The sequence below is a fragment of the Streptomyces sp. NPDC048291 genome (assembly GCF_043201715.1).
Lineage (GTDB): Bacteria > Actinomycetota > Actinomycetes > Streptomycetales > Streptomycetaceae > Streptomyces.
In genome coordinates this window covers 56,015-69,475 of the sequence record NZ_JBICZC010000020.1, presented here as the reverse complement: position 1 = coordinate 69,475, position 13,461 = coordinate 56,015, and the positions used below count along the sequence as shown (strand labels likewise).

Annotated in this window: 7 protein-coding genes; 3 read left to right on the top strand and 4 right to left on the bottom strand. The window is 72.6% G+C overall.

Annotated elements, in window-relative coordinates; all coding sequences use genetic code 11:
* Positions 1-98: 98 nt before the first annotated feature.
* Both ACGF5O_RS43200 and ACGF5O_RS43195 read right to left on the bottom strand, forming a co-directional pair.
* Positions 99-1,847: a serine/threonine-protein kinase gene (locus ACGF5O_RS43200; RefSeq protein ID WP_393815422.1), complete on the bottom strand. Its 1,749-nt coding sequence runs from the start codon at positions 1,845-1,847 to the stop codon at positions 99-101.
* A 222-nt stretch (positions 1,848-2,069) separates the two neighbouring features.
* Positions 2,070-4,961: a protein kinase gene (locus ACGF5O_RS43195; RefSeq protein ID WP_393815421.1), complete on the bottom strand. Its 2,892-nt coding sequence runs from the start codon at positions 4,959-4,961 to the stop codon at positions 2,070-2,072.
* 423 nt (positions 4,962-5,384) lie between these two features.
* Here ACGF5O_RS43195 and ACGF5O_RS43190 point away from each other — a divergent pair, with 423 nt between their 5' ends.
* A complete protein-coding gene (locus ACGF5O_RS43190; protein WP_393815420.1) occupies positions 5,385-6,605 on the top strand; it encodes an RNA-guided endonuclease InsQ/TnpB family protein in 1,221 nt (406 codons plus the stop codon).
* A 34-nt stretch (positions 6,606-6,639) separates the two neighbouring features.
* Here the strand turns inward: ACGF5O_RS43190 and ACGF5O_RS43185 are convergent, their stop codons facing one another.
* Positions 6,640-8,736 carry a serine/threonine-protein kinase gene (locus ACGF5O_RS43185; RefSeq protein ID WP_393815419.1) on the bottom strand — a complete coding sequence of 699 codons (2,097 nt, stop codon included), beginning with the start codon at positions 8,734-8,736 and terminating at the stop codon, positions 6,640-6,642.
* 169 nt (positions 8,737-8,905) lie between these two features.
* Between ACGF5O_RS43185 and ACGF5O_RS43180 the strand changes: the two genes are divergently transcribed.
* Entirely contained in the window at positions 8,906-9,949 is a 1,044-nt protein-coding gene (locus ACGF5O_RS43180; RefSeq protein ID WP_393815418.1) for a serine hydrolase domain-containing protein, read from the top strand.
* Positions 9,950-10,109: 160 nt separating this feature from the next.
* On the opposite strand, the gene ACGF5O_RS43175 is transcribed toward ACGF5O_RS43180, so the two are convergent.
* Positions 10,110-11,816, bottom strand: a complete 1,707-nt coding sequence (locus tag ACGF5O_RS43175) for a glycerol-3-phosphate dehydrogenase/oxidase (protein WP_393815417.1) — start codon at positions 11,814-11,816, stop codon at positions 10,110-10,112.
* Between the two features lie 334 nt (positions 11,817-12,150).
* On the opposite strand from ACGF5O_RS43175, the gene ACGF5O_RS43170 reads away from it, so the two are divergent.
* Positions 12,151-13,359: a nucleotide sugar dehydrogenase gene (locus ACGF5O_RS43170; RefSeq protein WP_393815416.1), complete on the top strand. Its 1,209-nt coding sequence runs from the start codon at positions 12,151-12,153 to the stop codon at positions 13,357-13,359.
* Positions 13,360-13,461: the final 102 nt, after the last annotated feature.

Here is a 13,461-nt window from a genome sequence, read left to right as displayed (position 1 = left end):
GCCCCACCGGACCCGAACCTTCCGGACGGTGACAAGCCAAGACGCCAGCCCGCGGCGCCGCTCTCCGGGACCGGCCGGGGCCGGGGCCCGCGACCGGGTCAGCCGGACGCGCCCGGCTCCTGCCAGCTCTGCAGCACCCACTTGAACTGCTGGGCGGCCGTCGTCCAGTCCTTCGCCGGCGACGACATGTAGATCGCGTACTCGACGCCCGCGCGTGAGTAGTACGTCTCCTCGACCGCCCGCCGGGGCCCGGCCACGTTCGCCCCGTCCTTCGCCAGCGCCGTCCAGGTGTACTCCCACAGCGCCCCGTCCCGGTCCCGGTACAGGTTCTGCTTCATGGTCACGCGCTGGTAGTCGACCAGCTTCTGCAACTGCTGCTCCAGGTCCTGCTGGTGCGCGAGCGCGTTGGAGAAGTCCGGCGAGCTGTCGATGGCGATGCGCACGAAGTGCTTGCCGCCGTCGGGCGTGTAGTCGACCTGCTTGAGGTCGCCGTCGATGCCGAAGACCTTGCGCTTCCAGCCCTTGGGCAGGGAGAGGCCGAAGCCGAGCGGGTCGTGCACGGCCTGCCAGTCGGCGGGAACGGCGCCGTCCGGGGCCGTGGTCGCGCCCGCCGAGGAGGACGGGCCCGAGGTGGCCGGCGAGGCCACGCTGCCGCTGTCGTCCTGCTGCCCGGAACCCCACTTCTGCAGGGCTACGGCCGCACCGCCGCCGAGCAGCGCGGCCAGGGCGACGACAAGAGCGAGCGTCCGCAGCCTGCGCCGCCCGGACCGGACGGGGACGGCATCGGACGGCGCCCCGATGGTCGTCGGCGGGATCACGGAACCGCCGGAGGGACGCCGCCCCTCCGGGGAACCGCCGACGGAACCGCTGTACGAACTCCCGTAGGAATCGGTGCCGTAGGAGTTTCCGGGGTAGGAGTTTCCGGGGTAGGAGCCGCCGCCGTACGCGCCACCGGAGTCCGGCCGCGGCCCCCCGCCGCTGCCGCCGCTGATCTGCGACTGCGTCGGCACGTACGCCTGTGCCGAGTTCGGCCGGCGGCCCTCGGCCGCCTCGGCGAGCATCTGCTCGGCCTCTTCGGGGCTCGGCCGCTCGGCCGGTTCCTTGCGCAGCAGGGCCGTGATGACCGGCTCCAGCGGGCCCGCGGCGCGCGGCTCGGCGGCCTCGTCCTCGACGACCGCCTGCATGGTGGTCAGCGGCGAGGTGCGGCGGAACGGCGAACGTCCCTCCACCGCGGTGTACAGCGTCGCGCCCAGCGCCCACAGGTCGGAGGACGGCCCCGGATCGTGCCCGCGCACGCGCTCCGGCGCGAGGTAGTCGACGGATCCGACCACTTCCCCGGTACGGGTGATCGTCGTGTCGCCCTCGATCTGCGCGATGCCGAAGTCGGTGAGGAGGACCCGGCCGTCCCGGCCGATCAGGACGTTGCCCGGCTTCACGTCCCGGTGCAGCACCCCGGCGCTGTGCGCGGCGCGCAGCGCGCGCAGCACCCACAGCCCGATCCGCGCGGCCTCCCGCGACTCGATGCGCCCCTGCTCCTTGACCGCGTCGGCCAGGGAGTGGCCCTCGACCAGCTCCATGACGATCCACGGGCGGCCGTCGTGTTCGAGTACGTCGTGGACGGTGACGACGGCGGAGTGGTTGATGCGCGCCGCGGCGCGGGCCTCGGCCCGGGTGCGGGCCAGCAGGACGGCCTGGTCGCCCTCGGAGACGTAGAGCGCGGCCGTCAACTCCTTGATGGCGACAGCCCGGTGCAGCACTTCGTCATGGGCGCGCCACACCCGGCCCATGCCGCCGCTGCCGATGATGTCGGCCAGCCGGTAGCGGCCCGCGATGAGCAGGCCCTGCATCTGATTCACGTTGCCCCGCAATGCTCTTGTCAGGGTCAGACTAAGGACCGCCCCTCGGTCAGGGAACAAGTGGGGTCCCACGGAGACAGCACTGTGACGGTTCTCGCCCTTGTCACCGGATGTGAACGAAATCCCCGCACCGGAACGGGAACCAACCGCCCTGGCGACGCGTTGACTTCAACCCGGCCCGCCCACTTGTACGTCTGTGGCCACGTCCCCGTCTCAGCCCGTGTACTTGTACGTCGACGACGCCTGCTCGTACAGCGTGGTGACCTCGTCCCGGTCGGCCTCGGGGCCGCGCACCTGCACGATGTGGTACCTGCCGTCGATCAGGAAGACCATGTTGCGCACGAACAGGTCGCCCTCCTGGCTGTCCGTCCAGGTGAACTGCCCCTCGGCCGACACCTGCTGACCCACCGTGATGGTCCGCAGTCCCCCGGCGGTGGCCCAGCTGGAGTCCCGGTACGGCTGGAGCTCCGGTTCCTTGTCCCGCTGGTAGACCATCGGGTCGCTGCCGTCGGCCGCCGCGCTGTCCCGTCCGGCCACGACGATCAGCTCGAACTTCCCGTGCGAGTAGATCACCTGGCCGCTGCTGTTCTTCGGGGAGCGGCTCCAGCCCTGGGCGACGGCGATCCGGAAGCCGTTCGGGTCGTTGCGCAGGGTGAACCCGTCGGCGACGGTGGCGCCGCCGGTCGAACCGGCGGTCGTCTGCGTCTCGGTGGACGGGGTCGACGTGGGAGTCGGCGTCGGCGTCGGGGTCGGCGTCTGGCGGTGGCTCGGTGCGGGACTCGCCTGGCCGGCCGCGCCGGTCCGGTCGCCGGTCCCCGCGCCGCTCTCGTCCCCGGCGTCCTTCTTCGGCAGGAACAGCATGGCGTACGCGACCGCCGCGGCCAGCAGGAGCAGGACCAGCAGGACCAGCGTACGGCCCAGCCGGCGCGGGGACCCGGCCTCCTCCCGGGCCCGCTTGTGCCGGCCGTGGGTCGCCGGGAGCCCGGCCTTGCGCCTGCGCACCAGCTCACCGCGGCGCCGGACGATCGGCAGCCGCCTGGGGTCGGCGGGCGGGGCGGCGACGACATGCGTGCCGGCGTCCGGCTCGGGCGCGGACCGCACCAGCGAGCGCAGCCAGCCGCGCAGCTCCTCGAAGTCCAGCCGCTCGGTGGGGTCCTGACGCAGCAACGACTCCACGACCGGCCTGAGCGACCCGCACTCCTCCGCGAACGCGGGCGGCTCCGAGCACACCAGCTGCACCAGCTCGGCCGTCGACTCCTCCGGATACGGCGCGTGTCCCTGCACCGACCGGAACAGCAGCGCACCGAGCGCCCACAGGTCGGTGGCCGGGCCGATGGGCGCCGCCAGCTGCCAGTTCTCGTGCACCGGAACGGCCTGCTCCGGCGCCCAGCGCTCGGTCACCGGACCCACGACGGTCATCCGCACCTGCCGCGCCCGTTCGGCGGCCAGCGCGGTGCCGGGCCCCCGCCGCCCGGGGACGGCGGCGCCGGGCTCGCCCCAGCGGGCGGCGGCGGGTCCGGCACCCTGCGCGGGCACGACGGCGTGCGGCTGGCCCTGGCCCTGTCCGTGGCCCTGGACGCTGGGGAGTTGGGTACCGGTCCCGGGCATGCCCGCGCCGGGGGCGACGGACGGGAGTGCGCTGCGCTCCTGGCCCGGGACCACCGCCGGGGGCGTGCCGGGGCGGGGTGCGGCGCCGTGCCAGGGCGACGGCGCGCCGCGCACCCCGTACGGGTCGGCTATCCGGCCGGGCGGCACGCCACCGGCGGCCCGCTGCTCCCCACCCGGCACCTGCGCCTGCCCGTTCGCGTACGGCTGCTGGGCCGCCCCGTTGGCGTAGGGCTGCTGGGCGCCGCCGTTGGCATACGGCTGCTGCGCCCCGCCGTTGGCGTACGGCTGCTGGGCCGCCCCGTTGGCGTGTCCCGGGCCGTACGGCGGCTGCGGCGCGGGCGGCGCGCTGTCGCCCTCGGCCGGCGGCCGGGCGCCGGGCAGCGCGGCGCGCCCGTTCTGCTGGGCCTCCTGGACCCGGGCGGCGGCCCTGGCTCCCGCCCGGTAGGCGGCGATCGCCCCGGCCCGGGCGGCCCTGATGTCCGAGCCTGTCTCCAGCGCCCGCCGCTCCACGGCACCCGTACCGGCGCCTCCGGAACCGGGCCCGCCCGAACCCTCGTCCGGACCGGCCCCCGGCAGCCCGCCGGCGGCCCGCGCCTGGATCGCGGCGCGCCGAGCGGCCTCGGGGTCGGTCTCCGGCGCGCCGGGCGCCTGCTGTGCGCCGCCCGTACCACCGGACGCACCACCGGTGCTCCCGATGCCTCCGACGGCGACGACACCCGAGCCGACGGAACCGCCCGAAACGCCCGGCACACCCGAACTGGGCGGAACGCCCGGACCGGGCGGGCCGCCGGGCGTGGCGGAACCTTCCGCCGCCCCGCCCGTCCGCCGGCCGCCGGTCTCCGCGCCGCCCGCGCCGCCCTCACCGTCCTCGCCTTCCTGCGCCGGCACCGGGTCGTACCCGCACAGCGCCTCCTCCGCCGCCCCGACCGCGAGGCCGGTCAGCATCACCCGGCCGTCGTCGCAGACGAGGACCGTGCGGGCGGTGATGTTGCGGTGGACCCAGCCGTGGGCATGCAGCACGCGCAGCGCCATCAGCACGTCGGAGGCGACCTCCGCCGCCCGGTACGGGCTCAGCGGCTGCTCCGCGAGCAGCGTGGCCAGCGACCGCGCGGCGACCGACTCGCTGACGATCCAGAGCGAACCGCCCTCGGCGAACACGTCGAAGACCTGGTCGAGCCGGGGATGGTCGGGTATCCGGGCGGCGGCCTGCGCGGCCTCGACGGCGCGCCGCACCACCGGGTCGCTGGGCCGGCGTGTCGCGGTGCGCGCCGACGCCGGCCTCCGGGCGCCACGGTCACGCGCAGTGAAACCCGCGGGCAGCCCCTCGGCGTCCAGCACCTCCGCCTCGACGACCTCCGGCAACGGCACCTGGCGGACGAACACCTCCTGCCCGCTGTAGGTGTCGAAGGCCCGGGTCTCGGCGTGTTCGTACTCGTCGGAGGGGGGCAGCGGCAGGCGGTAGCGGTCGGCGAGCACCCGACCCGCGTAGTCGTCCACGTTGCCTCCCCCGGCCGTCCGGATGGTCAAATCCGCTCGTTTCGCGGCCCGTTCTGTATGCATACCTGGATGCGTACGGTCCGCAACCACTCACGATACGTGCCGGAGGCAAGTCTCATTGTGGCGATGCGAATTTGTCACCGGGCCTCTTGCCCGGAGGCCCCAGCGTTCACGCCGGGTGGGGGTGCTTCCCGCCTGCGGCACAGAATCGCATCCCGTGATGATGGTGCGGACCGTCGCCGCATCCGCCTGCCAGGCGCGGAGCGCCGCTGTGGCTTACCGACAGAGCCGGGTGGACGCGAACATGTATATCAATGTTCGCCAATTGGAGTGAACGCCACGAAGTGGGTGCAGCTGTACTGATCTCGTACGTATGGTCGTCCAGTAGAACGGGTGACCGGAACGTGGGCGGGAGGTGGTGGCGTGGCGGCAGCGGCGGGAACCGACGGAGTGGGGCATGCCCGGTACACGTTCCGGCTGCGCGTGTCGTCCACTGCCCGCACTTCGCTGATGGCGGAGTGGGATCGGTGCCGGTGGGTGTGGAACGAGTGCGTGGCCAAGTCCCAGACCGTGCACCTGCGCAACAAGGCCACCGGTGGGAAGCAGACGTGCGGCCCGGCACAGCTCGACAAGATGTTGACTGGGGCGCGCAGGACGAGCCCGTGGCTGCGGGACGGCAGCTCGGTGCCGCAACAGCAGACCATCCGGGACTTCGGCAAGTCCCGCGCCAGGGCGCAGCAGGACATCAAGAATCGGCTGCCTCCGACACGCCGAGCTGGGATGCCAAAGTGGAAGAAGAAACGCGAGGCGCCGCCCACCCTCAACTACACCCGCCGAGGTTTTCGGCTGACCGATGGAGTACTCCACCTGGCGGGCCGGATCGTCCTGAACGTGGTGTGGTCGCGCAAGCTGCCTGCCGCCCCGTCCAGCGTGCGCGTCTACCAGGACGTCATCGGTCACTGGTACGCCTGCTTCGTCGTGCCCGCCGCCGTCGAGCCGCTGCCGGAGACCGGTGCGGTGATCGGTGTGGACTGGGGTGTGAAGGAGACAGCGACCACCACATCCGAAGCCCACGACCTCCCGCACGCCCAGCACGGCAGGAAGGCCGCAGCGAAACTGACCCGGTACGACCGCATGATGGCCCGCCGCAAGCCGAAGAAAGGGCAGGCCGGGTCGAAGGGCTACCGCGAGGCGAAGCGGCTGCGCGCCAAGGCGCACCAAAAAGTCGCACGCCAACGACAGGACACCGGCCGCAAGTGGGCCAAGAAGATCGTCACCGACCATGACGTACTGGCCGTCGAAAATTTCAGACCCAAGTTCCTCGCCAGGACTTCGATGGCCCGCAAAGCCGCCGACGCCGCCATCGGCGCCACCAAAAAGGCCCTGATCGAGATGGGCCGCAAGCACGGACGCACCGTGCACCTGGTCCACCCCGCGCACACCACGATGGACTGCGCGCACTGCGGAGCGAGAGCCAAGCACGCACTGCCGCTGGGGATGCGCACCTACACCTGCACACACTGCGGAATCTCCTCCCCCAGAGACAAGAACTCCGCACGCGTGATGCTCGTCCGGGCTGGTCTCAACCCGGCTGGCGCCGAGGGCGTAAGACCGTCCGGGGCGCTGCCCCGGACGGCTGCCTGAGCCAGGAATCCCCTCCTTTCAAGGAAGGGAGGATTCAATTGGGCTCGAAGGACGCCGTCAGCGTCTTCCAGGTGTCCTTGCGCAGCTCACTGCTCCAGTCGTCGGCCTTCGCCGTGTACATCAGCGCGTACCCCTGCTTGGAGCTGACGACGAACCCCCGGTCGACGGTCCGGTACTCGGTGCCGCCGTCCACGTAGGTGAACTCCCAGTCGGCCGTGTTCCAGCCGCGGTAGCTCACGTCGGCTATGCGGATCTTCTGGTACTGGGAGCGCACCATGTAGCGCTCCTGGTTCTTCCAGTCCGCCACCGGGTCGTCCTTGGGCGTGCTCGTCCAGGCGATCAGCAGCTTCTGCCCGTCGGGCCCGGTGAACCGGTCCCCGGCGGAACTGCCGGTCTGGAACTTCCAGCCCTTGGGCAGCCCGATCGAATACCCCTGGTCGCCCTTGTACGTCCGCACCACCGGCGCGCTGCCGCTGTCGCTGCCACTGGAGTTCGACGTCGAGGACGCGTCGTCACCGGACCCGTCCGAGTCGTCGCTCCCGGAGGCGTCGGCCGTCGAGGCGTCCCCGTCCGTCCGCGTGCCGCCGCTCGTGTCCTGCTTCGTGGAGTCCCCGGAACCGGACGTCGAACCGGAACCCGAACCGGAGCCGGAGCCGCTGCTCGCGCTCGCCCCCGCGCTGGCCACCGCCTTGGAACCGCCGCTCTTGCCGCTCCCCTTGCTGTCCCCGTCGCCGCCGTTCAGCACGACGGCGAGCACGGTACCGAGCACCGCGAGCACCACCACGACGGCGATGACCACCAGGGTGCGCTTCGGCACCACGTCGGTGAGCGGCGCCTTGGGCACGGGCCGGGGCGCCAGGTCCAGATCCGGCGGCGGCATCACGGGCCATCCCGAACTCGCCTTGCCGGCCGCGGGCTTGGCCGCACCCGGGGCGGAGGCGGCACCGGACCCGCCACCGGCGGCGGGACGCGCACCCCCGACCGGCCCCGAGGGCGAACCGGTCACGACCGGGGCGGCGGGTGCCGCGGGTGCGGCGGCCTTGCCCGCCTCGGCGCCGGCACCGGCGCCCGCACCGGTGCTCTTCGTCCGGGTCGCGGCCGCGGCGCCCGCCGCCCCCGCGGCCTTCCGCACCGACCGCAGCGCCCCGCGCAGCTTCTCCCCGGCCTCCTCGCCCCGCTTGGCCCCGGCGCCCTTCTCCTCCTGCGGCGCCTCGGGCTGCGGAGGCAGCGGTACCACCCGGGTGGCGTCCGCGGGGACCTCCTCCGGCGCGTTGATGACCGCGTTGAGCATCGCCCGGGCGCCCGCGTCGTCCAGCCGCTTGGCCGGGTCCTTGGTGAGCAGCCCGTAGATGACGTCCTTCAGCGGTCCCGCGTTCTTGGGCTCCTCCAGCTGCTCGGTCATCACCGCCGTCAGGGTGGCGATCGCCGACCCCTTGTCGTAGGGCGGTGCGCCCTCGACCGCCGCGTACAGCAGCCCGCCGAGCGACCACAGGTCGGCCGCCGGGCCGGGCTTGTGACCACGGGCCCGCTCCGGGGAGATGTAGGAGGGGGCGCCGACGAGCATGCCGGTGGAGGTGATGGACGGGTCGCCCTCGACCTGGGCGATGCCGAAGTCGGTGAGCACGACGCGGCCGTCGCCCTCGGAGATCAGCACGTTGGACGGCTTCACGTCCCGGTGCAGGATGCCCTCGCGGTGTGCCGACCGCAGCACGTCCAGGATGGCCAGCCCGACCTCGGCCGCCCGCTTCGGCTCCAGCAGGCCGTCCTCCCGGATGACCTCGGCCAGCGACTTGCCCTCGACCAGCTCCATCACGATCCAGGGCCGGTCGTCCTCCTCGACCACGTCGAAGACCGTCACCGCGCTGTTGTTGCGGATCCGGGCGATCGCCTTGGCCTCGCGCAGGGTGCGCGTGATCAGGCGCCGCTTCTCCTCCTCGTCGATGTTCGACGGGAACCGCAGCTCCTTGACGGCCACCGTCCGGCCGAGGGTCTCGTCCTCGGCCCGCCACACCGTGCCCATGCCACCGCGGCCGAGTACACCCCCCAGCCGGTACCGCCCGGCGAGAAGACGCTCACTGTTGTCCTGACGAGTCTCCTGACGAGAAGTCCCCGCCCGCTCCGCCTCCGACATGCGTCCCCTCATGCAACCCGCCCTGACAGAGCCTCCATTGTCCCTCACCCGACAAGTGCCCGACGCCCAGGGGCCCCCTGACCGCGCATCGCGGCCGGCCAACCGGAACCCCCCGTGACGAGGGCGTCACACGGGCAGGATGATGGGTCCCGAGAAGGGAGGAACCCGGATGCCGTCGCTTCGGACACTGGTGGCCATACCGGTCTCTCTTGCCCTGCTGTTCGCCCCGCTGATGGCCGGTTCCGCCTCCTCCACGGAGGCCACCGATCCCCTCCTGTCACAGTTCGTCACCAAAGGCGGAGCACCCGCCGCCGCGCTCCTGGACCACGACGGCGACGACGTCCGCTACGCGGCCGCCGGCCGGGACATCGCCCGCGCCGACCACTTCCGCGCCGGCAGCGTCACGAAGACCTTCATCGCCACCGTCGTCCTGCAACTGGCCGCGGAACACCGGCTCTCCCTGTCCGACAGCGTGGAGCGGTATCTGCCGGGACTGCTGCGCGGACACGGCGTCGACGGGCGGAGGATCACCCTGCGGGCCCTGCTCAGCCACACCAGCGGGCTCGCCGACTTCACCAGGGTCACCCGGGGGGCCGTCGCCCTGACCCCGCTTCAGGCCGTCCGCGTCTCGCTCGCCCTCCCGTCCACCCGGCTGGGGCACTACGCGTACTCCAGCACCGACTACGTCGTGCTCGGCATGGTCATCCACCAGGTCACCGGTCACTCGTACGCCGCCGAGGTCCGGCGCCGCATCATCACCCCTCTCCGTCTCACGGGCACCTCCTTCCCCGGTGCCCGCACCACGCTGCCCTCTCCGCACGGCCGCGCCTACGCGACCGACGGCTCCGACGTCACCGAGCTCGACCCGCGCGTGGCCGGCGCGGCGGGTGAGCTGGTGACCACGCTCGACGACCTGGACCGCTTCTACGCGGCACTGCTGGACGGCGAGCTGCTGCCCCCGCGCCGGCTGCGCGAGATGCTCGACACCCGTGCCGCACACGGCGCTTACGGCCTGGGGATCTTTCCTGTGAAGCTGCCGTGCGGGACCACGGTGTGGGGGCACAACGGCCGGATCGCGGGCAGCTACGTGCGGAGCGCCGCCTCGATCGGCGGCCGGCATGTCCTCACGTTCCGCGTGAACACGACGGCGATCGCGGACCCGGACCTCGAACCCGCACTGCTCGCGGCCGAGTTCTGCCCTCGCAATGGGTAGAACGGCCGGGGCCCGGAGGGAGATCCCGACGGCGGGTAGCTCGATCGGGTGATGTCGGGCGATCGGGCGATGTCGGGCGGTCGAGTGGGGCGGGGCGGGGAGGAATTTCCCGGGACCGGCTGCCGGGCCGGGCCCGGCAGCACCCAACGCCCCCGGGTAGTCACCGCGGCACGATGTCCGGCGCCCCCAGCCTCGCCGCGTCCGCCGTCTGGTCGTCCGGCTGGAGTTGGGATTCGCGTTCCGCCTCGACACGCTTCTCGTAGTGCTCGACCTCCCGCTCGATCTGGTCCTTGTCCCAGCCGAGGACGGGTGCCATCAGTTCGGCGGCCTCGCGGGCGCTGCGGGTGCCGCGGTCGAAGGTCTCGATGGAGATGCGGGTGCGGCGGGTCAGGACGTCGTCGAGGTGACGGGCGCCCTCGTGGGACGCGGCGTAGACCACCTCGGCGCGCAGGTAGTCGTCGGCGGCCGACAGCGGTTCGGCCAGGCCGGGGTCGGCGGCGATGAGGTCGAGGATCTCCTCCGCCATCGAGCCGTACCGGTTGAGCAGATGCTCGACGCGGACCACGTGCAGGCCGGTGCGCGCGGCGATCCTGGCCCGGGCGTTCCACATCGCCCGGTAGCCCTCCGCGCCGAGCAGCGGGATGTCCTCGGTGACGCACTCCGCGACCCGCATGTCGAGCCCGTGCACCGCCTCGTCGACGGCGTCCTTGGCCATCACCCGGTACGTCGTGTACTTGCCGCCCGCGACGACCACGAGCCCCGGCACCGGATGCGCGACCGTGTGCTCGCGCGACAGCTTGCTGGTGGCGTCGGACTCGCCGGCCAGCAGCGGACGCAGGCCGGCGTAGACACCCTGCACGTCGTCGCGCGACAACGGCACCGCGAGCACCGAGTTGACGTGGTTGAGGAGGTAGTCGATGTCGGCGCTGGAGGCGGCCGGGTGGGCCTTGTCCAGGTCCCAGTCGGTGTCGGTCGTACCGATGATCCAGTGCCGGCCCCAGGGGATGACGAACAGGACCGACTTCTCGGTGCGCAGGATCAGGCCGGTCGTGGAGTGGATGCGGTCCTTCGGGACGACCAGGTGGATGCCCTTGGACGCGCGGACGTGGAACTGGCCGCGCTCGCCGACCATCGCCTGCGTGTCGTCGGTCCACACCCCGGTCGCGTTGACGACCTGCTGGGCACGGATCTCGTACTCCCCGCCGCTCTCCACGTCCTGCACCCGGGCCCCGACGACCCGCTCGCCCTCGCGCAGGAACCCGGTCACCCGCGCGCGGTTGGCCGCCTTCGCACCGTACGACACCGCCGTGCGCACCAGGGTCGCCACGTAGCGGGCGTCGTCCATCTGCGCGTCGTAGTACTGGATGGCGCCGACCAGGGCGTCCTTGCGCAGCGCGGGCGCGATCCGCAGGGCGTGACGGCGGGTCAGGTGCCGGTGCACGGGCAGGCCCCGGCCGTGCCCGCTGGCCATGGACATCGCGTCGTAGAGCGCGACGCCCGAGCCGGCGTACAGGCGCTCCCAGCCCTCGTGCTGGAGCGGGTAGAGGAAGGGCACCGGCTTGACCAGGTGCGGGGCGAGGCGCTCCAGGAGGAGACCGCGCTCCTTGAGTGCCTCGCGGACCAGGGCGAAGTCGAGCATCTCCAGGTACCGCAGGCCGCCGTGGATCAGCTTGCTGGACCTGCTGGAGGTACCGGAGGCCCAGTCGCGGGCCTCGACGATGCCGGTGTTCAGGCCCCGGGTGACCGCGTCCAGCGCGGTACCCGCGCCGACCACTCCACCGCCCACCACCAGCACGTCCAGTTCGCGCTCGGCCATCGCCGCCAGGGACTCCGCGCGCTGCTCCGGCCCCAGTGTCGCTGTCCTCACCGCTGCCTCCCGCTCTGCCGCCATGCGGCCATCGCTCGCCGTCGGTCCATCGCTCGACACCGGCCATCGCCGACCGCGGGCCACCGGTCATCGGTCGCGTCGGCCGCACCCCGGCGGGCGTGGCCCCTGCCCAAATTCTGACCGGCTTGCCCGGCTTCAGCCACCACTCGCCCCCAGCCTGTGGACAACGGCCACCGAACCCACGGAAGACACATGAACACAATCCCGCATAACGGTCATATTTACTCCTAGTCTGACCGTGCGCCTCGCTCATCCTGTCCACAGGGCTTGCGCACCTGTCCCGCTTCGGTTACTGGGAAGGACGGCCCACGCCATGCCCGCAGACCTCGCCGTCATCGGACTCGGTCCCTACGGCCTGCCCCTCGCCCAGGCCGCCGTGGCCGCCGGCGTCTCCACGATCGGCTACGCCACCGGCCCCGAGGCGGGTTCGCTGAGCCCCGCCGAGCTGCGCCGGATGCTCGCGAAGGGCTTCCGGGTGGTCGAGGACCCGGCACAGCTGGGACGGGTGCGTACCGCCGTGATCTGCGCGCCGTCCCCGCGCGGCGCAGACGGCGGGCTCGACCTCGGCCAGGTGGAGGCCGCCGCGCGCACGCTGGCCGAGCGGCTGCGTCCGCACACGACGGTGATCATGGAGTCCCCGGTCCACCCGGGGACGACGGAGGACTTCCTGCGGCCCCTGCTGGAGAAGGGCTCGGGCCTGCGCGCGGGCCGCGACTTCCACCTCGCCTACTCGCCCAGTCGGGTGAATCCCGGCAACCGGGACTTCACACCGGCCAACACCCCGAAGGTCATCGGCGGCCTCACGCCCGCGTGCACGGAGTCGGCCGCCACGTTCTACGGCCGGCTCACCGACAAGGTGGTACGCGCGCGTGGCCCGCGCGAGGCCGAGACCGTGCAGCTCCTGGAGACCAACTTCCGGCACGTCAACATCGCCCTCGTCAACGAGATGGCCGTCCTCTGCCACGACCTGGGCGTCGACCTGTGGGACGTCATCCGCTGCGCGGAGACCAAGCCGTTCGGCTTCCAGGCCTTCCGCCCCGGGCCCGGTGTCGGCGGCCACGGCGTCGCCCAGGACCTGTCCGGCCGCGCGAGCCGCGGTCTGCGCATGGTGGAACTGGCCCAGCAGGTCAACAGCCGGATGCCGGGGTACGTCGTGCAGCGCGCCGCCGCCCTCCTCAACGAGCACGGGAAGTCGGCGCGCGGCGCGCGCGTGCTGCTGCTCGGGGTCACCTACAAGGCCGACCTCGCCGACCAGCAGAACAGCCCTGCCCAGGAGATCGCGATGCGCTTCATGGAGCTGGGCGCCGCGGTCAGCTACCACGACCCGCACATCGCGTCCTGGAGCGTCCTTGACCGCCCGGTGCCGCGCGCGGACTCCCTCTACGAGGCCGCCGCCGACGCCGACCTGACGATCCTGGTCCAGCAGCACCGCACGTACGACCTGCAGGGCCTGTCGGTGAAGGCCCAGTTGCTGCTGGACACGCGCGGGGCGACCCCGACGGGGGCGGCGCACCGGCTCTGAACAGGCCCGGTGCGGCAGAATGCGCCCCGCCCCCACCAGCCCAGCTGGGCAAGCGAAAGGGCCGGTCACCCACCCGGGGCGACCAGCCCTCCGTCCGACGTC